The organism is Escherichia sp. E4736, from assembly GCF_005781225.1.
In the GTDB taxonomy this organism is placed as follows: Bacteria; Pseudomonadota; Gammaproteobacteria; order Enterobacterales; family Enterobacteriaceae; genus Escherichia.
In genome coordinates this window covers 279008-299740 of record NZ_VATT01000007.1, presented here as the reverse complement: position 1 = coordinate 299740, position 20733 = coordinate 279008, and the positions used below count along the sequence as shown (strand labels likewise).

Below are 20733 nucleotides of genomic sequence, written 5' to 3'. Positions count from 1 at the left end.
AACAACGTGGGAATTGATAACGATCAAGAGTGGTGGGGATGAAAAATAAAGTAAATTCCTAAGATACTCCTTAAGGGTAATTAATAATTTATATCTAACAGACTGTAAATTAATGGTTTTTATGCTATCTCACATTTATACATTTCGGATTTTTATACAGGTGGGTATTAAGGAGTATCCCCCATGGATGACATATTAATGGTGCTTAATTGACGCAATTGAAAATAATTATCGCCCTCAAAGTATGTTGTAACTAAATGACAAATAAAAAAAGCGCGACATTACGCCGCGCAAAGGATAATCAAATATTTTACTCTATATAATTCGAGTTACAGGAAGGCGGCAAGTGAATGAATCCCAGGAGCTTACTAAAGTAAGTGACTGGAGTGAATGAACGCAGCCGCAGCACATGTAACCCGAAGTATGACGAGTAACGATTTATTTTTTAGAATGCCGACCGTATACCGCCCAGGTAATCACCACGCAGGCGATATAGAAAATCAAAAATACTTTCATTGCACCGACTGGCGAACCCGTTAATGCCAGTGAGCTACCAAACGCTTTCGGGATAAAGAAGCCACCGATAGCGCCAATCGCAGAGATGAAGCCAAGTGCCGCCGCAGTGTCGGTTGCCGCTTCACGCATGGCACGTTCGTCAGAACCCCCTTCTGCTTTCACACGATCCATCGTCAGTTTACGGAAGATCACGGAGATCATCTGGAAGGTAGAACCGCTACCCAGCCCTGCGGTCAGGAACAGCGCCAGGAAGACCGCGAAGAACGCCATGAAGCTTCCGCCCTGCCCGTCAGTCGGTAAGGTGAGGAACAGCAAGCCACTGAAAATCGCCATCAGCACGAAGTTCACCAGCGTGACACGGGTACCGCCAAGACGGTCAGACAATGCACCACCAGCAGAACGCGCCAGTGCGCCAATAAACGGTCCGAAGAAGGCGTAGTGCAGAATCTGCACGTCCGGGAACTGCGTTTTTGACAACATGGCAAAGCCCGCAGAGAAACCGATGAAGGAGCCGAAGGTTGCCAGATACAGCAGACTCATAATCCACAGATGCCCACGTTTGAGTACCGGTAACTGCTCCTTGATGGAGGCTTTCGAGGTAGCAAGGTCGTTCATGCCAAACCATGCCGCGATGGTGAAGATGGCGAGGAACGGCACCCATACCCAGGACGCGTTCGCCAGATACAGCTCGGTGCCATCAGGCTGTGTTACACCCTGGCTACCAAATGCAGCAAAAATTGACAGTGATACCACCAGCGGAGCAACCAGCTGCATGACGCTGACACCCATGTTGCCCAGACCACCATTCAGGCCCAGCGCGCCACCCTGCTTCTGCTTCGGAAAGAAGAAGCTGATGTTTGCCATACTGGAGGCGAAGTTCGCGCCAGCAAAGCCGCACAGCAGAGAGATGATGATGAAGACGCTATAAGGCGTGGAGGTATCCTGAACGGCAAAACCCAGCCAGACGCAAGGAATAATCAGAATACCGGTGCTGAATGCCGTCCAGCGACGACCACCGAAGATTGGAACCATAAAGGAGTATGGAACACGTAATAATGCGCCAGAAACTGAAGGTAGCGCAGTCAGCATAAATAGCTGATCGGTCGTAAAATTAAAGCCGACTTTCGGTAGGTTCACCGCAACGGCACTGAATAACATCCATACGCAAAACGCCAGAAGCAGGCAGGGAACGGAAATCCACAGGTTACGGCTGGCGATGCGTTGACCGCGTTGTTGCCAGAACGCAGGATCTTCCGGTCGCCAATCTGTAATGACTGCTCCAGTAGCCCTTTCGGGGGCGGATGAGTGACTCATAGACACCTCTGATACTCGTTTCGATGTCTGCCACCTTAGTGTCTGTAGCCAAAGGCAATTTGATGTAAATCAAACGACAATATAACTTTATCTATCATTGATATTTATCATTACCCATAGTGAGTACAGAGATTTCATAAAAATTTTGAGATTTTTCACGACACTGTAAAATCCCTACCCTTACTGACGTAAAGCGACTAACCACACGGCAAATAAGGAGTAACTCTTTCCGGGTATGGGTATACTTCAGCCAATAGCCGAGAATACTGCCATTCCAGAATGTATCGTCACATTCATTAAGGTTATTGCTCATTCAAAGCCTGAAGGAAGAGGTTTATATGCTTAAACGTTGTCTCTCTCCGCTCACCCTGGTTAATCAGGTTGCGCTGATTGTTTTGCTTTCTACCGCCATTGGACTGGCGGGGATGGCAGTTTCTGGCTGGCTGGTGCAAGGCGTTCAGGGCAGCGCCCATGCGATCAACAAAGCGGGATCGCTGCGCATGCAAAGTTACCGTCTGCTAGCAGCTGTGCCATTAAGCGAGAATGACAAGCCCTTAATCAAAGAGATGGAACAAACGGCATTTAGCACCGAGTTAACTCGTGCGGCAGAACGAGACGGGCAACTGGCGCAATTACAGGGGCTACAGGATTACTGGCGCAATGAATTGATTCCTGCGCTGTTGCGTGCACAAAACCGCGAAACGGTGTCGGCAGACGTCAGCCAGTTTGTTGCCGGGCTTGATAAGCTGGTTTCTGGTTTCGATCGCACCACCGAAACGCGTATTGAGACAGTTGTGCTGGTCCACCGGGTAATGGCGGTCTTTATGGCGCTTTTACTGGTGTTTACCATTATCTGGCTGCGAGCGCGTTTGCTTCAACCGTGGCGACAATTACTGGCAATGGCCAGCGCTGTCAGTCATCGCGATTTTAGTAAGAGAGCGAATATCAGCGGACGAAACGAGATGGCGATGTTGGGGACTGCACTGAACAATATGTCTGCTGAACTGGCGGAAAGTTATGCCGTGCTTGAGCAGCGGGTACAGGAGAAAACTGCCGGACTGGAGCATAAAAATCAGATTCTCTCTTTTTTGTGGCAGGCCAACCGCCGTTTGCATTCCCGCGCTCCGCTGTGTGAACGCCTGTCGCCTGTGCTTAACGGTCTACAAAATTTAACCCTGTTGCGTGATATCGAACTACGGGTATATGACACGGAAGATGAAGAGAACCATCAGGAGTTCACCTGTCAGCCAGATATGACTTGTGATGATAAAGGCTGCCATCTCTGCCCACGCGGCGTTTTACCCGTTGGCGATCGCGGCACTACGTTGAAATGGCGGTTAGCGGATTCTCATATGCAGTATGGTATTTTGCTGGCTACCCTGCCGCAGGGGCGTCATCTTAGCCATGATCAACAACAACTGGTGGATACCCTGGTTGAACAACTCACCGCCACGCTGGCGTTGGATCGCCATCAGGAGCGCCAGCAGCAGTTGATCGTGATGGAAGAGCGTGCCACCATTGCGCGCGAACTGCATGATTCTATTGCTCAATCGCTCTCTTGCATGAAAATGCAGGTAAGTTGTTTACAGATGCAAGGCGACGCGCTGCCAGAAAGCAGCCGCGAACTGTTAAGCCAGATCCGTAACGAACTGAATGCGTCCTGGGCGCAGTTGCGTGAGTTACTCACCACATTTCGTTTACAGCTCACCGAACCAGGATTACGTCCCGCACTGGAGGCGAGCTGCGAAGAGTACAGCGCCAAATTTGGCTTCCCGGTGAAGCTGAATTACCAATTGCCGCCACGTCTGGTGCCTTCACATCAGGCAATCCATCTGTTGCAAATTGCCCGTGAGGCATTAAGTAACGCCCTCAAACATTCGCAAGCAAGTGAGATGGTGGTTACGGTGGCGCAAAACGATAATCAGGTAAAACTGACCGTTCAGGATAATGGCTGCGGCGTGCCTGAAAATGCCATCCGCAGCAATCACTACGGCATGATAATAATGCGCGACCGTGCGCAAAGTTTACGAGGCGATTGCCGCGTCCGCCGTCGTGAATCAGGTGGCACCGAAGTGGTGGTCACCTTTATTCCCGAAAAAACTTTCACAGACGTCCAAGGAGATACCCATGAGTAATCAGGAACCGGCTACTATCCTGCTGATTGACGATCACCCGATGCTGCGAACTGGCGTAAAACAGCTTATTAGTATGGCACCAGATATCACCGTGGTTGGCGAAGCGAGTAATGGCGAACAGGGTATTGAACTGGCGGAATCTCTTGATCCCGATCTGATCCTGTTAGATCTCAATATGCCCGGCATGAACGGTCTGGAAACGCTGGATAAACTGCGCGAAAAGTCCCTCTCCGGCCGTATTGTGGTGTTCAGCGTCTCTAACCATGAAGAGGACGTGGTAACCGCATTGAAACGTGGTGCAGATGGCTATCTGTTAAAAGATATGGAGCCAGAAGATTTACTGAAAGCATTGCATCAGGCTGCCGCTGGCGAAATGGTCTTAAGCGAAGCGTTGACCCCTGTTCTGGCCGCCAGCCTGCGCGCTAACCGCGCTACGACTGAGCGTGATGTTAACCAGTTAACACCACGTGAACGCGACATTCTAAAACTAATAGCCCAGGGCTTACCGAATAAGATGATTGCCCGTCGCCTGGACATCACTGAAAGCACGGTTAAAGTGCATGTGAAACACATGCTGAAAAAAATGAAGCTCAAATCTCGTGTAGAAGCTGCGGTATGGGTGCATCAGGAACGTATTTTCTGATTACGGTTCCCAGATCGGTTCGTCGTTCGACATTGCGTCGAAAGGTTCGGCAAGCGTTAGCGTGATCTCATTGGAGGAGACACGCTGCCCTTGGTTATCCTCCACCACTACCGACAATCGCCATTGATTGCTCGCCCCTTCCCCACTTTGCCAGTCCGGCATGATCAACGTCCAGCCATCCGCACTATTGGCTGTCGCTCCCGATGTCAGACTTAACATCTGCGTATCTCCCTGCCAAATCAATTGCCGAATACCGTAATGACTGCGAATTTGTAATTTCAGTGGCACGGTTTCACCAGGTTTAAGATCCCAGGGCGGCGTTGCCAGAAACACCGTTAAGGTTTTACGTTGCCGATACTCAATAGTCGGCAGATTATTTCGCTGCGGATTGTCATAGCGACTACCGCGTAGCGACTGGCTTTCAGCAACTTCGCCAGCAGAAAGCTGTTTGTTGAGCGGCACGCCAAAACGGTAGTTAATATTCAGTCCGAGGTTATTTTGCCTTTCTCCACTTTCCCCCTGTTTATGCAGGGCGGTTACTGTAACGAGTGGGACAGGTGTGTAATTTAGTCCAAGACTCAAGGCGACGGGATTGTGATAACCCGTGCCGGTGTTAAACAAATCAACACTCTGACCAAAATATTGTTCGAGGCTAACGCTGGTGTTGATATGCTGGTAAAACGGCATCCGCATCCGGGCCGTCAAGTCGTAACCACGCGCCATTCGTTGCTCGAGCGTGGCGGTCTGTTCACGCCAGGAGGCAAAAGGCTGGTAATAGTTTGCTGACAACCGCAAATATTCCCCCCACGCTTCGGCACCGAAACCTGCTCGCTGGAGATTTTGATCCAGCAAGTTGTCATAAAAAGTGTTATATCCCACCAGCCAGTTGCCACGCGCCCAGCGTTGGCCTGCGCCAAGGTTACTGACCAGACCATCATCCTGCTGAGTGAGCCCAATCTGGCTCCATGTAAGATAACGTTCGTTATCCTGTAGCGGTACAAACCAGCTCCCCCGGCTACCTGTAAAATGTCCTTCGTTATCCACTTTGACGTCGACACTGGCGTTCCCCCACGGCGATAGCCAGGATTCCACGTGCTGATTGACCTGCTGGCTAAGCGCATCGCGGACTTTTCCCAACGCAAAAGCTCTCGCCTGCTCGCCAGTGTCCTGACCTTTATCAGTCATACTGGTTTCACCAAAATCTTTCACAATTTCAGCAAAATGTTTTTCACCGTCATGATTTTCCGCAGCCATTCCTAAGTCAGGAAGACCGTCACTGTCGTTATCAAAAGGATTTGCCGCTTGCTGTTTAAAGGAGGACTGTGCGCTAGCTATACCGCCTGCCAGCAGCAAGAGTAAACAAATTGCGATAATGCGGGGGACGAAACGGCTCAAAACGTCAGTAATTTCCAATAAAAATGAACAGCTACAGCTTTATAGAATAACGATTACTGGTAATTTTTCTTGTACTTTTGCATGCTTTATGACAAATCCTAAAAAATGTGTCGGATTGGTCAGACAGCACACAAGCTGTAAGATAGAAACTGAACATCTAATTCCCTGAATACAGGAGTAAATAATGCAAAGAATCGTGATCGTTGCCAATGGCGCCCCCTACGGGAGCGAATCCTTATTTAACAGCCTGCGGCTGGCCATTGCGCTACGAGAGCAGGAAAGCTACCTGGATCTGCGTCTATTCCTGATGTCTGATGCGGTCACTGCCGGATTGCGCGGACAAAAACCTGGGGAAGGCTATAACATTCAGCAAATGCTGGAGATCCTCACGGCGCAAAATGTGCCAGTGAAATTGTGCAAAACCTGCACCGATGGTCGTGGCATCAGCACACTTCCACTGATTGATGGAGTGGAAATTGGTACTCTGGTAGAACTGGCGCAATGGACGCTGCTTGCCGATAAAGTGCTCACATTTTAACGTAAGTATGGGGCGCTCAAGATAATAGAGATGCCCCACTGCTAAAATGTTTTATCGGGCAAACCCGGGCCGTAACACACCATCCGGGAAATTTTCCGCCAGAAGTTTTTTCACCGACACCAGTAAATCACTCAGCCCGTCATCCTGCATCCCCAGTTTGTTAAGCGCTTGTTCCAGGGAAAACAAGTACTGTGCGTTGGTTCCCAATGGCCCACTCGCCGCAGCAATCAACGGGGCAATCACCTGAGCGCGGGTATCGGATTCATACTCAGGATGACGCGGGTCCATAATGAACACCAGCGCATTGACGGTGCGGCCATCGTCAAGATGAAGCTGACACCAGGACGGCAGATAGCAGCCAGTAATCATCTCACGCTTCCACAGTAAGGTCAGCTCCTGCTCCAGGGACTCTTCCGGCAGACGATACGCGACGCCCGTGGTACGCCCGCCCTCTTTCAGTGCAAGCATCCTCCCCGGCTGGTGCGCAGTCCCCCGCCCGGCAGTAAGCCGCAAACAGAAAGCACGATGCCACCCAACCAGCGTACCGGTGCACGACTCGGTAAACTCCAGCGCCGGATTCCACATTAATGATCCATAGCCGAAGATCCACACCGGTCCCTCATCAGGTCGACAAGACAGCGTCGCCGCCAGTGAGGCCGCCCGTTGTTCTGCCGACCATAAGAGTGATTCTTCAATGGCACCAAATGCCGTTTTACAATCGGCATTCATCAAGAAATCACGCGTTATCACCTTACACCTCCGCCACTGCATACTTCCCTGCGACAACTTTTTGGTGTCTTCCGGACATTTTTACTGCTCATTTTGAAACCACTATTGGGACAATATGCAATCCACAGACCACTTGCAAGGCAACACCGCACGAATGGCTTTAACTTGCCGCTGAGTTTTACGATTTTTTATGCCATTTATCATCATCGCCTTTGGCATATTCATGTTTCACCGCAGCCCAGGCCACTTTATGTGCGGTCTCTTCGCGACTGGCATCATCACGCCGGTCTTCTTTATCTTTATATTGCTCCCAGGCGCTGTTGAATGCTTCTTTATAGATATCCTGGGCATGAGTGGGTAAAACGTGTTTTACGCTTTCCGGCAGGTCGCTTTTCGTTTTATACGGCATTGTTGACTCCTTTATTAAAATTGAACATTAAGTGTGGTCAACAATATCCCCTCTTGCCAAAACATAAGAATTCTCAGGTCAGACTCTTCTTAAGAGACGCGAATACAAACATTGTCTAAACACGTAGCTTATTTTTATGCTCCGAAGAGTAAAAAAACGACTACGGGGTAAAATTTCGTAAAATGTTACCGATATCCTGACACTTTCTGTTATTTTTCCTGCCTATTTATTACATTTCCGACAAATTCATCTGCAAAGGATAACCATAATGACAAATGCTCACGAGGCGGTAAAAACCCGCCACAAGGAGACTTCGCTTATTTTCCCGGTTCTGGCGCTGGTAGTGCTGTCCCTGTGGGGAAGCAGTCAAACACTACCAGTGGTTATTGGCATCAATCTTCTTGCTCTTATTGGTATTTTAAGCAGTGCTTTTAGTGTTGTCCGTCATGCGGACGTACTAGCCCATCGTCTGGGTGAACCTTACGGTTCGCTTATTCTTAGCCTTTCCGTCGTTATTCTTGAAGTCAGTTTGATTTCAGCATTAATGGCGACCGGCGATGCAGCGCCGACGTTAATGCGAGATACGCTCTATTCAATCATTATGATTGTTACCGGCGGACTGGTTGGTTTTTCATTACTGCTGGGTGGCCGTAAATTTGCTACCCAATATATGAATCTGTTTGGTATTAAACAGTATTTAATTGCTCTGTTCCCATTAGCCATAATCGTGCTGGTATTTCCGATGGCGCTGCCTGCGGCGAATTTTTCGACCGGTCAGGCGTTACTTGTGGCATTAATTTCCGCAGCGATGTACGGCGTATTTTTGCTGATTCAGACCAAAACGCATCAAAGCCTGTTTGTCTATGAACATGAAGATGACAGCGATGATGACGATCCGCATCATGGCAAACCGTCTGCTCATAGCAGCCTGTGGCATGCCATCTGGTTAATTATCCATCTAATTGCCGTTATTGCGGTCACCAAAATGAACGCCAGCCCGCTAGAAACATTGCTCACCAGCATGAATGCGCCGGTGGCCTTTACCGGTTTCCTGGTAGCGCTATTGATTCTGTCGCCGGAAGGTTTGGGCGCGTTAAAAGCAGTTTTAAGCAACCAGGTCCAGCGCGCGATGAATCTGTTCTTTGGCTCGGTATTAGCGACTATTTCGCTTACCGTACCTGTTGTAACGCTTATCGCCTTTATGACGGGTAATGAATTGCAGTTTGCTCTGGGCGCACCAGAGATGGTGGTAATGGTAGCCTCTTTGGTACTGTGCCATATTTCATTTTCAACTGGCCGTACCAACGTGCTCAACGGCGCGGCGCATCTGGCACTGTTTGCAGCTTATTTAATGACAATATTTGCCTGACATTTATATCTCCTCCGATGGCGGAAATCGGAGGAGATAATAAAAATTATCTGCTTATAGTATTTCTTCATACTACCTGAACAGATCGTTAATCAGATTTGCGAGCCTGTACCACAACCTGCACGAAACCACTGCAACAGCTGATGAAAAGCCGGAACGCGTACAGCATTGCGCACATTTCAGGGATGAAGTGAATATAAATTGAGCCGTAGTATCCACACCAAGCCGGAGTTATCCGGTGAGGCGCAATGTTGTGGGGGCTTTATCCCTGGCGGCATTGGTTGCTGGAAAGAGAAAACCCCCGCACGTTGAGAGGTCAAACCTGACAACAGAACGGGGGCTAATCTTGAACCAGAACAATTCAAGAATAGCCGCGAAATGTTGTCATTACAACAAAAAGGCGGTTATATGACGCTCGCGCAGTTTGCCGTGATTTTCTGGCACGACCTGGCAGCACCGATCCTTGCGGGAATTATTACCGCAGCGATTGTCAGCTGGTGGCGTAGCCGGAAGTAAGGTAAAACGAGCGTCAGGCTGCCGTAATGGCAATATGCGCCCGAAACCGGCCGCAGGGTTAACAGCCTGCGGCCTTTTTTGTATTTATCTCTTCCACAAGTAGACACTGGCAACCAGATCTGGAAGCTCATCCAGTGCACTCATGAAACAACTGCAACAGCTGATGAAAAGCCGGAACGCATACAGCATTGCAAACATTTCAGGGATGAAGTGAAGATGAATTGAGACGTAGTATCGACACCAAGCCGGAGTTATCCGGTGAGGCGCAATGTTGCGGGGGCTTTATCCCTGGTGGCATTGGTTGCTGGAAAGAGAAAACCCCCGCACGTTGAGAGGTCAAACCTGACAACAGAACGGGGGCTAATCTTGAAACCAGACACTTCAAGAATAGCCGCAAAATGTTGTCATTACAACAAGGCGGCTATATGACGCTCGCGCAGTTTGCCGTGATTTTCTGGCACGACCTGGCAGCACCGATCCTGGCGGGAATTATTACCGCAGCGATTGTTGGCTGGTGGCGTAGCCGGAAGTAAGGTGAAAACGGGCGTCAGGCTGCCGTGATGGCAATGTGCGCCCGAAACCGGTCGCAGGGGTAACAGCCTGCGGCCTTTTTTTGTCTTCTTTGACCATGAAAAAAGCCCTATCGTATAACGATAAGGCTTTTGTTTTCAAAGCAGAAAAGATTACTTGCTGGTATCCAGTTCTTCGAAACCTTTAACCAGATCATCAATCGCTTTCATCTGCTTGAGGAACGGCTCCAGTTTAGCCAGCGGCAGCGCGGATGGACCGTCACATTTCGCATGTTCCGGATCCGGATGCGCTTCAATAAACAGACCAGCCAAACCTACAGCCATACCGGCACGTGCCAATTCGGCAACCTGGGCGCGGCGACCACCAGAAGCTGCACCAAACGGATCGCGGCATTGCAGTGCGTGGGTAACGTCGAAAATTACCGGGGAGTTGCCAGAGACTTTCTTCATTATGCTGAAGCCCAGCATATCAACGACCAGGTTGTCGTAACCAAAGTTAGCGCCACGGTCACAAAGAATCACTTTATCGTTGCCGCCTTCTTTGAATTTATCAACGATATTACCCATTTGGCCTGGGCTCACGAACTGTGGTTTCTTGACGTTAATTACCGCGCCAGTCTTCGCCATTGCTTCCACCAGGTCAGTCTGGCGAGCAAGAAATGCTGGCAACTGAATAACATCTACCACATCAGCAACAGGCTGTGCCTGGCTTGGCTCGTGAACGTCAGTGATAATTTTTACGCCAAATGTCTGTTTCAGTTCCTGGAAGATTTTCATCCCTTCTTCCAGTCCTGGTCCACGATAAGAGTGGATGGAGGAACGGTTGGCTTTGTCAAAAGAGGCTTTGAACACGTAAGGGATACCCAGTTTCTGGGTTACGGTTACGTAGTGTTCGCAAATGCGCATCGCCAGATCGCGAGATTCCAGCACGTTCATACCACCAAACAGCACGAACGGCAGGTCATTTGCTACGTTGATGTCGCCAATGCTAACCACTTTTTGTTTCATAGGATCGCCTTAATCTTAAGTAAAGTGTCGATTAATTAATGCAGCACAATATGTTTATGCGCGATGTTGTTAATTTGCGCACGTATCATTTCGCTGATCGGGTCTTCCGGACACTGTTCAACGAAATAATTTAAATCATTCAACGCAACGTGTTCGCAATCCAGTTGCGCGTAAATCAACCCACGATCGCGAATTTCATACGGATCTTCCGGGTTAAATTGTAATAAGGCCTCGCTGGTGCGTAATGCCAGTTCCATCTGATTTTCTTCCATCAGCGACGCTTTCAGCGTATCCAACAGTTTACGGATAACCTCAATGTTATCGGCTTCATCCAGGTCTTCATAAAACAGTTCCGCAGACGGGCTGATATTTCCCTTTAACCACACATCCAGCATATGTTCGCTTAATGATTCACCGTTAAAAGGGTTAATCAGCCAGATTTCTCCGTCCGGGCATTCTATGCGCAATATAAGCTGCGTTGGGAATATCACCGGCAATAGTGGCAAATCGAGACGATTAGCAACCCACAATAAAACGGCGCCTAACGATACCGCACTGCCCTGCCGATTTTTTAGCACTTGATCAAGCCATAATGCATCGGAAAGACGATAAACACCACGTGAGGCTTTAAACCCCCATTCGCCGTAAAACAGCGCGATTAATTTTTCCAGCTGCTCTTCTAATGGCAGAAGCTGGCTAATTTCTTCCTTCGCCAGACTAACGAGACGCTCCAGTTCGTCGTAGACATCTTGCGAGGGAAAATCGCGGCGGATTGCTTCGCAAGCCAGGATCATGCCTTCGCACAATGGTGCTTTATTAAATTCGAAATCAGCTAACGATCTCATGACTTACCCCAGTAACGGTACTTTTGTGGTGGCGAGTTTAATGATGATGTACAGCACCACCAGCGCCAGCGGGAAGGCAATAATGCGCGCCTGCTGACTGTGCATCCGACGATAATCGAGTGCAATAAAACCCAAAACGATATAAATGATAACTCCAAACAGCTTTTCAGTCAGCCATTCAGCCTGCCCGGAAAATGGCAGGATGTGCGCTTTAGCCATCAGCGCGATGCCGCTAAGCAATAACACCGTGTCGACAACCGGCGGCACAATGCGCGTCCAACGAGCGAATGCCAGTGGATGCTCCTGGTAACGTAGCCAGAATCGTAGGGTTAAGAGCCCAACAGAAAGCGCAATGCTAATGAGATGAACGCTAAGCAGCGTAGTAAAACTTAACATCGATAATAGCGACCGAGCGTTACACGCTCGTTATCACCATAGTCCCGACAGGTTTCGACTTCATGATATCCCGCGTGGATAAATGCCTGTCGCACAGCTTCGCCCTGCTGCCAGCCATGTTCCAGAAGCAGAAAACCGCCGGATACCAGCGCGTTACGCGACTGTTCGATGATATGCACGATGTCTGCCATTCCGCTGTCTGCCGCAACCAGCGCAGTGAGTGGCTCAAAGCGAACATCGCCTTGTTGAAGATGTGGATCCTGCTCGTCGATATACGGCGGATTGCTGACAATCATCGTAAACTGCTGCCCGGCTAGCGCGCTAAACCAGTCGCTTTGCAGGATGTGGATATTTTTGATTGCCAGATTTTGCGCATTGCGCTTCGCAAGAGCGATAGCGTCAGGCATTCGGTCAACCGCCGTAACATCGCAATCCGGGCGTTCGCTGGCCAATGCCAGTGCAATTGCCCCTGTGCCAGTTCCAAGATCGAGAATGCGACAAGGTTGTTCAGGCAATCGCGCCAGTGCCTGTTCCACCAGACATTCCGTATCCGGGCGCGGAATTAAGGTCGCTGGCGAAACAAATAACGGCAACGACCAGAACTCACGCACACCGGTTAAATGAGCAATAGGTTCACCGGCACGGCGACGGGCTAAAAGCGCGTCGAGTTGCTCACATTGCTCTTCAGTCAACTGCGTTTCACCAAAGGCGAGAATATAAGTGCGCCCCTTGCCGGTAACATGCTCCAGCAGGATTTCAGCATCGCGCCGCGGGCTTTCGCTCGCCTGAAGTTGGCTTATTGCTTCACGTAACCAGTGTTGATATTCCATTATTCCTGCTCGGACAACGCCGCCAGTTGGTCGGCCTGATGTTCCTGGACGATCGGTTCTATCAGCATATCCAGTTTACCTTCCATTACTTCATCCAGACGGTAGAGCGTCAGGTTGATGCGGTGATCGGTAACACGCCCCTGCGGGAAGTTGTAGGTACGGTTACGATCGCTGCGATCGCCGCTACCCAGCAAGTTGCGACGGGTGGAAGCCTCTGCCTGCTGGCGTTTTGCCATTTCCGCTGCATGGATACGAGCACCGAGCACTGAAAGCGCCTTCGCTTTGTTTTTATGCTGCGAACGTTCGTCCTGACATTCAACAACAATACCGGTCGGCAAGTGAGTAATACGAATTGCCGAATCGGTGGTGTTAACGTGCTGACCACCTGCGCCTGAGGAACGGAAAGTATCGATACGCAAATCTGCCGGGTTGATATCCGGTAGTTCCGCTTCCGGCAGCTCCGGCATTACCGCTACGGTACAAGCAGAAGTATGAATACGCCCTTGCGATTCCGTCGCAGGAACACGCTGCACACGATGGCCGCCAGATTCGAATTTCAAACGTCCATACACACCATCACCGCTAATTTTGGCGATGATCTCTTTATAACCGCCATGTTCACCCTCGCTGGCGCTCATGATTTCTACACGCCAGCGGCGGGCTTCGGCGTAGCGGCTGTACATACGGAACAGATCGCCAGCGAACAGCGCCGCTTCATCACCACCAGTTCCGGCACGCACTTCAAGGAAGGCGTTACGTTCGTCATCGGGATCTTTTGGCAGCAAAAGAACCTGTAACTGTTGTTCCAGTTGCTCGCTTTTTTCTTTAGCTTCACGCAGCTCATCCTGCGCCATCTCGCGCATTTCCGGATCGTCGAGCATCATCTGCGCGGTTTCAATATCTTCCTGAACCTGTTGCCAGTCGGTGAAACAGCGCGAAACATCACTTAACTGCGCATATTCACGTGATAATGCGCGAAAACGTTCCTGGTCGGCGATGGTTTGCGCATCACCCAGCAGTGCCTGAACTTCTTCATGGCGTTCATGCAGGGCTTCCAGTTTGGCAACGATAGAAGGCTTCATAGGCGTAAATGCACCCTGTAAAAAAGAAAATGATGTACTGCTACTCCAGCCCGAGGCTGTCGCGCAGAATATTCAGGCGTTCGTTATCCCCGTCACGGGCGGCCTGTTGAAGTGATTTCGTTGGCGCATGGATCAGGCGGTTAGTCAGTTTCCATGCCAGATCCTGCATTATGGCTTGCGCGTCGCCGCCCTGTTCCAGGGCCGCTAACGCTTTGGCGGTTAACTCATCGCGAACTTGTTCAGCCTGGCTGCGATAATCGCGAATGGTTTCGCTGGCGCTTTGTGCGCGTAGCCACGCCATAAATTCGCTGGTTTCCTGGGCGACGATAGTTTCCGCCTCAACTGCGGCGGCTTTACGTTGCGCCAGGTTGTGCGAAATAATGCTTTGCAGATCATCAACGCTGTAAAGGTAGGCATTCGCCAGTTTGCCAACTTCTGGCTCAACATCGCGTGGAACGGCAATATCGACCAGCAGCATCGGTTGGTTGCGACGACTTTTTAATGCGCGCTCCACCATGCCTTTACCGATAATCGGCAACGGGCTAGCGGTGGAACTGATGATGATATCGGCTTCACACAGACGTTCGTCGATATCGCTCAGGGCAATCACTTCCGCGCCGACTTCATCTGCCAGAATTTGGGCACGTTCGCGAGTACGGTTGGCGATAATCATCTTCTGTACTTTGTGTTCGCGCAGATGACGCGCCACCAGCTCGATGGTTTCGCCCGCGCCAACCAGCAATACGGTCACCGTAGAGAGCGATTCAAAGATCTGCCGCGCCAGCGTACAAGCCGCAAATGCAACAGATACCGCACTGGCGCCAATATCCGTTTCAGTGCGAACGCGTTTCGCCACGGAGAAAGATTTCTGGAACATACGCTCCAGTTCGCTGGCCTTCATATGGCCTTTTTGCGAATCGGCAAAGGCTTTTTTTACCTGGCCGAGGATTTGCGGCTCGCCCAATACCAATGAGTCCAGGCCACTGGCAACACGCATTAAATGGCTGACCGCGTCGTTATCCTGATGCCAATAGAGGCTATTACGCAGATCTTCTTCGTTGAGATTATGGTAATCGCACAACCAGCGAATGAGCGCCTCTTGCAGGTTATCCTGCTCTTCAACGCTAAGATAAAGTTCTGTGCGGTTACACGTCGACAGCACCACGCCGCCCTGCACCATCGGCTGCGCGAGCAGACTGTCCAGCGCCTGATCGAGCTTATCCGGCGAAAACGATACACGTTCTCGCAGCGATACAGGTGCCGTTTTATGGTTGATACCGAGTGCTAAAAGGGTCATGTCTGCGGGAAATAATACCAACGTTGATATGGTTAGTCTGCTCGCATCATACAGGATGCGCGGGATCAATAAAAGAGAGCGCCCCCTTTTGGAGTAATTGCCTAAACCCGTTAGATTCTGGCAATTAAGACAACTTGAACATAGACGATGGCTGACGGTAACGCTAGCATTAAGGGTTATAACTGCAACGTATCTCAAGGACTTGTCATTATTATGCCCCTGCCCGATTTTCGCTTTATCCGCCTGCTACCGCTGGCTGCTCTCGTGCTCACGGCCTGTTCCGTTACGACGCCGAAAGGTCCGGGCAAAAGCCCGGATTCGCCACAGTGGCGTCAGCATCAGCAAGACGTGCGCAACCTGAATCAGTACCAGACACGCGGTGCGTTTGCCTATATTTCTGACCAACAAAAAGTGTATGCCCGTTTCTTCTGGCAGCAAACTGGTCAGGATCGCTACCGTCTGCTGCTGACTAACCCATTGGGCAGCACTGAGCTGGAGTTGAATGCCCAGCCGGGTAATGTGCAGTTAGTGGACAATAAAGGCCAGCGTTACACCGCCGATGACGCCGAAGAGATGATTGGCAAATTGACCGGAATGCCGATTCCGCTCAACAGTTTGCGCCAGTGGATTTTAGGTTTGCCAGGTGATGCAACCGACTACAAACTGGACGACCAGTACCGCCTGAGCGAAATTACCTATAGTCAGAACGGTAAAAAATGGAAAGTGGTATACGGCGGTTATGACACCAAAACGCAACCTGCGATGCCTGCCAACATGGAACTCACCGAAGGTGGTCAGCGCATCAAGTTAAAAATGGATAACTGGATAGTGAAATAATGCGGACTCAGTGGCCCTCTCCGGCAAAGCTTAATCTGTTTTTATACATTACCGGTCAGCGTGCGGACGGCTACCACACGCTGCAAACGCTGTTTCAGTTTCTGGATTACGGCGACACTATCAGCATTGAACTTCGCAACGATGGGGAAATCCGCCTGTTAACGCCAGTTGAAGGTGTGGAACACGAAGATAACCTGATTGTTCGCGCGGCACGGTTGTTGATGAAAGCAGCCGCCGCCAGTGGGCGTCTTCCGAAAGGAAGTGGTGCAGATATCAGCATTGACAAGCGTTTGCCTATGGGTGGTGGTCTGGGCGGTGGTTCATCCAATGCCGCAACAGTTCTGGTAGCTTTAAATCATCTGTGGCAATGCGGACTGAGTGTTGATGAGTTGGCAGAAATCGGTCTGACGCTGGGCGCAGATGTTCCGGTTTTTGTCCGTGGTCATGCTGCTTTTGCCGAAGGGGTCGGCGAAATATTAACGCCGGTGAATCCACCAGAGAAATGGTATCTGGTTGCGCACCCTGGCGTGAATATTCCTACACCAATGATTTTTAAAGATCCCGAACTCCCGCGCAACACGGCGAAAAGGTCAATAGAAACGTTGCTAAAATGTGAATTCAGCAATGATTGCGAGGTTATCGCAAGAAAACGTTTTCGCGAGGTTGATGCGGTGCTTTCCTGGCTGTTAGAATACGCCCCGTCGCGCCTGACTGGGACAGGGGCCTGTGTCTTTGCTGAATTTGATACAGAGTCTGAAGCCCGCCAGGTGCTAGAGCAAGCCCCGGAATGGCTCAATGGCTTTGTGGCGAAAGGTGTCAATCTTTCCCCATTGCACAGAGCCATGCTTTAAGCCGGGCAAGCTGAGTTTCGGTGACAACGTCACCTTGTTCCAGACGTTGCATCGCGCTCTTTAATACACCGCCTGGAAAGAATATTGCCTGGCCCGCACAGTTTTCGGCAGATTCTTTCCACCAATGGACGCATGCCTGAGGTTCTTCTCGTGCCTGATATGAAGCTTTTTGCTGGTAACGCCACCCCGGAACTAGCACAACGTATTGCCAACCGCCTGTACACTTCACTCGGCGACGCCGCTGTAGGTCGCTTTAGCGACGGCGAAGTCAGCGTACAAATTAACGAAAATGTACGCGGTGGTGATATTTTCATCATCCAGTCCACTTGTGCCCCTACTAACGACAACCTGATGGAATTAGTCGTGATGGTTGATGCCCTGCGTCGTGCTTCCGCAGGTCGTATCACCGCTGTTATCCCCTACTTTGGCTATGCGCGCCAGGACCGTCGCGTCCGTTCCGCTCGTGTACCAATCACTGCGAAAGTGGTTGCAGACTTCCTCTCCAGCGTCGGTGTTGACCGTGTGCTGACAGTGGATCTGCACGCTGAACAGATTCAGGGTTTCTTCGACGTTCCGGTTGATAACGTATTTGGTAGCCCGATCCTGCTGGAAGACATGCTGCAGCTGAATCTGGATAACCCGATTGTGGTTTCCCCGGACATCGGCGGCGTTGTGCGTGCCCGCGCTATCGCTAAGCTGCTGAACGATACCGATATGGCAATCATCGACAAACGTCGTCCGCGTGCGAACGTTTCCCAGGTGATGCATATCATCGGTGACGTTGCAGGTCGTGACTGCGTACTGGTCGATGATATGATCGACACTGGCGGTACGCTGTGTAAAGCTGCTGAAGCTCTGAAAGAACGTGGTGCTAAGCGTGTATTTGCGTACGCGACTCACCCGATCTTCTCTGGCAACGCGGCGAACAACCTGCGTAACTCTGTAATTGATGAAGTCGTTGTCTGCGATACCATTCCGCTGAGCGATGAAATCAAATCACTGCCGAACGTGCGTACTCTGACCCTGTCAGGTATGCTGGCCGAAGCGATTCGTCGTATCAGCAACGAAGAATCGATCTCTGCCATGTTCGAACATTAATCGAACCCGGCTCAAAGACCCGCTGCGGCGGGTTTTTTTGTCTGTAATATCCATTTGTATGACCTATGCCTCCTTCACCTGCCATTTAGTTGACAGATGATGCGCTCACGGATGAAACATTATTGTGAACAAAATATTTTCCTCACATGTGATGCCTTTCCGCGCTCTGATCGACGCTTGCTGGAAAGAAAAATACACTGCCGCACGGTTTACCCGTGACCTGATTGCCGGGATAACCGTTGGGATTATTGCTATTCCTCTGGCGATGGCGTTGGCAATTGGCAGTGGTGTGGCTCCTCAATACGGTTTATATACCGCTGCCGTTGCGGGGATTGTCATAGCTCTGACGGGTGGGTCGCGCTTTAGCGTTTCCGGTCCGACTGCAGCATTTGTAGTAATTCTCTATCCCGTTTCGCAACAGTTTGGACTGGCAGGCCTGCTGGTTGCGACGTTGTTGTCGGGGATCTTTTTGATCCTGATGGGTCTGGCGCGCTTTGGTCGTCTGATTGAATATATTCCGGTTTCCGTCACCTTAGGTTTTACCTCGGGTATCGGGATTACCATCGGTACCATGCAGATTAAAGATTTTCTCGGTCTGCAAATGGCTCATGTCCCGGAACATTATCTACAAAAAGTCGGCGCATTATTTATGGCGCTGCCGACCATTAATGTGGGTGATGCTGCTATTGGTATCGTGACGCTTGGCATTCTGATTTTCTGGCCACGTTTGGGTATTCGTTTACCTGGTCACCTTCCGGCCTTGCTGGCTGGTTGCGCGGTGATGGGGATTGTTAACCTGCTTGGCGGACATGTTGCTACCATCGGGTCGCAATTCCACTACGTTCTGGCCGATGGTTCTCAGGGTAACGGTATTCCGCAACTGCTGCCGCAACTGGTGCTGCCGTGGGATCTGCCTAATTCAGAATTCACACTAACCTGGGATTCTATTCGCACTCTGCTGCCTGCGGCATTCTCAATGGCAATGCTCGGGGCAATCGAATCTCTGCTCTGCGCCGTCGTACTGGATGGTATGACCGGGACTAAGCACAAGGCGAATAGTGAACTGGTCGGTCAGGGGCTGGGGAATATCATCGCTCCATTCTTTGGTGGTATTACCGCTACTGCTGCCATCGCACGTTCTGCCGCTAACGTCCGTGCTGGGGCAACTTCCCCTATCTCGGCGGTGATCCACTCTATTCTGGTTATTCTCGCCCTGCTGGTACTGGCACCACTGCTCTCCTGGCTGCCGCTTTCCGCCATGGCGGCCCTGCTGTTGATGGTGGCGTGGAACATGAGTGAAGCGCACAAAGTGGTCGACTTGCTGCGTCATGCGCCGAAAGATGACATCATCGTCATGCTGCTGTGTATGTCACTGACCGTGCTGTTTGATATGGTTATTGCCATCAGCGTGGGGATTGTTCTGGCATCGTTGCTGTTTATGCGCCGTATCGCCCGTATGACTCGTCTGGCGCCGGTGGCAGTAGACGTTCCTGAAGATGTGCTGGTCTTGCGTGTTATTGGCCCGCTGTTTTTCGCGGCGGCTGAAGGTCTGTTCACCGACCTGGAATCACGTCTGGAAGGAAAACGGATTGTTATTCTGAAGTGGGATGCCGTTCCGGTGCTTGATGCCGGTGGTCTTGATGCGTTCCAGCGTTTTGTGAAGCGCCTGCCTGAAGGGTGTGAACTGCGCGTGTGTAACGTGGAATTCCAGCCTCTGCGTACAATGGCCCGATCCGGTATTCAACCGATTCCGGGACGTCTGGCGTTCTTCCCGAATCGCAGCGCAGCGATGGCTGATCTGTAAGAAAGGCATTAAATTGACCAGTCAGCGCAAACTGACTGGTCAGCAAACTACTTTAGTTGTTAGCTATGACGGCGATTATCGCTACGGCGGCAACGTTTGTCATAGTGGCGAACCCACCAGTAACGGTCGCACACCTGTTCATGCCCGCCAACACGGGCTCCCGCCAGCCAGAGAATGGCACCGACGAAAATACTCAGCACTGCACCGTGTGCGAAATACTGGGGCATATCAAACTGTGGTAATTGGTTGAGGATTGAATACCCCACGCCGACCACCATCACCACCAGACCCAACCCCATAAGCACGTTACCGAGTAACGAAGCGTTTTTGCGTTTCATGTGTCACCTCCGGAACTTTCTGGGTTGTAACAGGGAATACCCCTCTTCCTTATGTGTAAAGTATAGACAACCCCCTGTGGCTTATGTGCGGGCGTGATCACAATTACAACCCTTATTTCAACAAAACTTTACAAATAACCGTCTGAACACCTTGACTTTCTAATAGTCGATACTGGCAATTATTATGTTATCTACGTTTAACACGCTGTTTTTTGTCAAGCGGGGCCGCAACCAGTAAACTACGCGCCAGTTA

Annotated in this window: 21 protein-coding genes; 10 read left to right on the top strand and 11 right to left on the bottom strand. The window is 50.6% G+C overall.

Annotated elements, in window-relative coordinates; genetic code table 11:
* Window positions 1–438 precede the first annotated feature (438 nt).
* Window positions 439–1830, bottom strand: a complete 1392-nt coding sequence (gene narK / locus FEK46_RS06100; protein ID WP_130205687.1) for a nitrate transporter NarK — start codon at window positions 1828–1830, stop codon at window positions 439–441.
* 338 nt (window positions 1831–2168) lie between these two features.
* Between narK and narX the strand changes: the two genes are divergently transcribed.
* Together narX and narL are read left to right on the top strand one after the other, a co-directional pair.
* Window positions 2169–3965, top strand: a complete 1797-nt coding sequence (gene narX, locus FEK46_RS06095; protein WP_135559635.1) for a nitrate/nitrite two-component system sensor histidine kinase NarX — start codon at window positions 2169–2171, stop codon at window positions 3963–3965.
* Window positions 3958–4608: a two-component system response regulator NarL gene (gene narL, locus FEK46_RS06090; RefSeq protein ID WP_000070491.1), complete on the top strand. Its 651-nt coding sequence runs from the start codon at window positions 3958–3960 to the stop codon at window positions 4606–4608. Before narX ends, narL begins: the two co-directional genes overlap by 8 nt.
* Here narL and FEK46_RS06085 read toward each other — a convergent pair whose 3' ends face one another.
* Complete coding sequence (locus tag FEK46_RS06085) at window positions 4609–6003, bottom strand: YchO/YchP family invasin (RefSeq protein WP_130205683.1); 1395 nt, start codon at window positions 6001–6003, stop codon at window positions 4609–4611.
* Between the two features lie 184 nt (window positions 6004–6187).
* On the opposite strand from FEK46_RS06085, the gene ychN reads away from it, so the two are divergent.
* A complete protein-coding gene (gene ychN / locus FEK46_RS06080) occupies window positions 6188–6541 on the top strand; it encodes a DsrE/F sulfur relay family protein YchN (RefSeq protein WP_064528737.1) in 354 nt (117 codons plus the stop codon).
* Window positions 6542–6592: 51 nt separating this feature from the next.
* On the opposite strand, the gene chaC is transcribed toward ychN, so the two are convergent.
* Both chaC and chaB read right to left on the bottom strand, forming a co-directional pair.
* On the bottom strand, window positions 6593–7291 hold the full coding sequence (gene chaC, locus FEK46_RS06075) for a glutathione-specific gamma-glutamylcyclotransferase (RefSeq protein ID WP_135486218.1): 699 nt from the start codon (window positions 7289–7291) through the stop codon (window positions 6593–6595).
* A gap of 157 nt (window positions 7292–7448) precedes the next feature.
* The gene (gene chaB, locus FEK46_RS06070; protein ID WP_130216000.1) at window positions 7449–7679 is read right to left on the bottom strand and encodes a putative cation transport regulator ChaB; all 231 of its coding nucleotides are present in this window, start codon (window positions 7677–7679) and stop codon (window positions 7449–7451) included.
* A gap of 268 nt (window positions 7680–7947) precedes the next feature.
* Between chaB and chaA the strand changes: the two genes are divergently transcribed.
* The 3 genes from chaA (at window position 7948) to FEK46_RS06045 (ending at window position 10097) form a co-directional block, all read left to right on the top strand.
* Window positions 7948–9048 carry a sodium-potassium/proton antiporter ChaA gene (gene chaA / locus FEK46_RS06065; RefSeq protein ID WP_064528732.1) on the top strand — a complete coding sequence of 367 codons (1101 nt, stop codon included), beginning with the start codon at window positions 7948–7950 and terminating at the stop codon, window positions 9046–9048.
* Window positions 9049–9456: 408 nt separating this feature from the next.
* Window positions 9457–9564 (top strand): type I toxin-antitoxin system toxin Ldr family protein, encoded by a 108-nt coding sequence (locus tag FEK46_RS06055; protein ID WP_064528728.1) that lies wholly within the window; start codon window positions 9457–9459, stop codon window positions 9562–9564.
* Window positions 9565–9989: 425 nt separating this feature from the next.
* Complete coding sequence (locus FEK46_RS06045; RefSeq protein ID WP_016265910.1) at window positions 9990–10097, top strand: type I toxin-antitoxin system toxin Ldr family protein; 108 nt, start codon at window positions 9990–9992, stop codon at window positions 10095–10097.
* A gap of 150 nt (window positions 10098–10247) precedes the next feature.
* On the opposite strand, the gene kdsA is transcribed toward FEK46_RS06045, so the two are convergent.
* From kdsA to hemA, 6 genes are read right to left on the bottom strand one after another with little or no spacing between them, the layout of a single operon-like run.
* The gene (kdsA, locus tag FEK46_RS06040) at window positions 10248–11102 is read right to left on the bottom strand and encodes a 3-deoxy-8-phosphooctulonate synthase (RefSeq protein WP_000811058.1); all 855 of its coding nucleotides are present in this window, start codon (window positions 11100–11102) and stop codon (window positions 10248–10250) included.
* 35 nt (window positions 11103–11137) lie between these two features.
* Window positions 11138–11947: an invasion regulator SirB1 gene (sirB1, locus tag FEK46_RS06035; protein ID WP_001764444.1), complete on the bottom strand. Its 810-nt coding sequence runs from the start codon at window positions 11945–11947 to the stop codon at window positions 11138–11140.
* A 3-nt stretch (window positions 11948–11950) separates the two neighbouring features.
* Window positions 11951–12343: an invasion regulator SirB2 gene (sirB2, locus tag FEK46_RS06030; RefSeq protein ID WP_130259705.1), complete on the bottom strand. Its 393-nt coding sequence runs from the start codon at window positions 12341–12343 to the stop codon at window positions 11951–11953.
* Complete coding sequence (gene prmC / locus FEK46_RS06025; protein ID WP_130259704.1) at window positions 12337–13173, bottom strand: peptide chain release factor N(5)-glutamine methyltransferase; 837 nt, start codon at window positions 13171–13173, stop codon at window positions 12337–12339. Before prmC ends, sirB2 begins: the two co-directional genes overlap by 7 nt.
* A complete protein-coding gene (gene prfA / locus FEK46_RS06020; protein WP_130205673.1) occupies window positions 13173–14255 on the bottom strand; it encodes a peptide chain release factor 1 in 1083 nt (360 codons plus the stop codon). Before prfA ends, prmC begins: the two co-directional genes overlap by 1 nt.
* A gap of 40 nt (window positions 14256–14295) precedes the next feature.
* Window positions 14296–15552 carry a glutamyl-tRNA reductase gene (gene hemA, locus FEK46_RS06015; protein WP_130205671.1) on the bottom strand — a complete coding sequence of 419 codons (1257 nt, stop codon included), beginning with the start codon at window positions 15550–15552 and terminating at the stop codon, window positions 14296–14298.
* Window positions 15553–15765: 213 nt separating this feature from the next.
* Between hemA and lolB the strand changes: the two genes are divergently transcribed.
* The 4 genes from lolB (at window position 15766) to dauA (ending at window position 20142) form a co-directional block, all read left to right on the top strand.
* Window positions 15766–16389 carry a lipoprotein insertase outer membrane protein LolB gene (gene lolB, locus FEK46_RS06010; RefSeq protein WP_130205669.1) on the top strand — a complete coding sequence of 208 codons (624 nt, stop codon included), beginning with the start codon at window positions 15766–15768 and terminating at the stop codon, window positions 16387–16389.
* Window positions 16389–17240 carry a 4-(cytidine 5'-diphospho)-2-C-methyl-D-erythritol kinase gene (gene ispE / locus FEK46_RS06005; protein WP_131162219.1) on the top strand — a complete coding sequence of 284 codons (852 nt, stop codon included), beginning with the start codon at window positions 16389–16391 and terminating at the stop codon, window positions 17238–17240. The genes lolB and ispE overlap by 1 nt, the downstream gene beginning before the upstream one ends.
* Before the next feature lie 150 nt (window positions 17241–17390).
* On the top strand, window positions 17391–18338 hold the full coding sequence (gene prs / locus FEK46_RS06000; protein WP_001298109.1) for a ribose-phosphate diphosphokinase: 948 nt from the start codon (window positions 17391–17393) through the stop codon (window positions 18336–18338).
* Between the two features lie 124 nt (window positions 18339–18462).
* A complete protein-coding gene (dauA, locus tag FEK46_RS05995; protein ID WP_135559636.1) occupies window positions 18463–20142 on the top strand; it encodes a C4-dicarboxylic acid transporter DauA in 1680 nt (559 codons plus the stop codon).
* Between the two features lie 59 nt (window positions 20143–20201).
* Here the strand turns inward: dauA and ychH are convergent, their stop codons facing one another.
* Window positions 20202–20480, bottom strand: a complete 279-nt coding sequence (gene ychH / locus FEK46_RS05990; RefSeq protein ID WP_064528711.1) for a stress-induced protein YchH — start codon at window positions 20478–20480, stop codon at window positions 20202–20204.
* Between the last annotated feature and the right edge of the window lie 253 nt (window positions 20481–20733).

Coding starts and splice junctions, on each gene's coding strand:
- narK (WP_130205687.1), bottom strand. CDS start 1,830: ATGAGTCACTCATCCGCCCCCGAAAGGGCTACTGGAGCAGTCATTACA.
- narX (WP_135559635.1), top strand. CDS start 2,169: ATGCTTAAACGTTGTCTCTCTCCGCTCACCCTGGTTAATCAGGTTGCG.
- narL (WP_000070491.1), top strand. CDS start 3,958: ATGAGTAATCAGGAACCGGCTACTATCCTGCTGATTGACGATCACCCG.
- ychN (WP_064528737.1), top strand. CDS start 6,188: ATGCAAAGAATCGTGATCGTTGCCAATGGCGCCCCCTACGGGAGCGAA.
- chaB (WP_130216000.1), bottom strand. CDS start 7,679: ATGCCGTATAAAACGAAAAGCGACCTGCCGGAAAGCGTAAAACACGTT.
- chaA (WP_064528732.1), top strand. CDS start 7,948: ATGACAAATGCTCACGAGGCGGTAAAAACCCGCCACAAGGAGACTTCG.
- FEK46_RS06055 (WP_064528728.1), top strand. CDS start 9,457: ATGACGCTCGCGCAGTTTGCCGTGATTTTCTGGCACGACCTGGCAGCA.
- FEK46_RS06045 (WP_016265910.1), top strand. CDS start 9,990: ATGACGCTCGCGCAGTTTGCCGTGATTTTCTGGCACGACCTGGCAGCA.
- kdsA (WP_000811058.1), bottom strand. CDS start 11,102: ATGAAACAAAAAGTGGTTAGCATTGGCGACATCAACGTAGCAAATGAC.
- sirB1 (WP_001764444.1), bottom strand. CDS start 11,947: ATGAGATCGTTAGCTGATTTCGAATTTAATAAAGCACCATTGTGCGAA.
- sirB2 (WP_130259705.1), bottom strand. CDS start 12,343: ATGTTAAGTTTTACTACGCTGCTTAGCGTTCATCTCATTAGCATTGCG.
- prmC (WP_130259704.1), bottom strand. CDS start 13,173: ATGGAATATCAACACTGGTTACGTGAAGCAATAAGCCAACTTCAGGCG.
- prfA (WP_130205673.1), bottom strand. CDS start 14,255: ATGAAGCCTTCTATCGTTGCCAAACTGGAAGCCCTGCATGAACGCCAT.
- hemA (WP_130205671.1), bottom strand. CDS start 15,552: ATGACCCTTTTAGCACTCGGTATCAACCATAAAACGGCACCTGTATCG.
- lolB (WP_130205669.1), top strand. CDS start 15,766: ATGCCCCTGCCCGATTTTCGCTTTATCCGCCTGCTACCGCTGGCTGCT.
- ispE (WP_131162219.1), top strand. CDS start 16,389: ATGCGGACTCAGTGGCCCTCTCCGGCAAAGCTTAATCTGTTTTTATAC.
- ychH (WP_064528711.1), bottom strand. CDS start 20,480: ATGAAACGCAAAAACGCTTCGTTACTCGGTAACGTGCTTATGGGGTTG.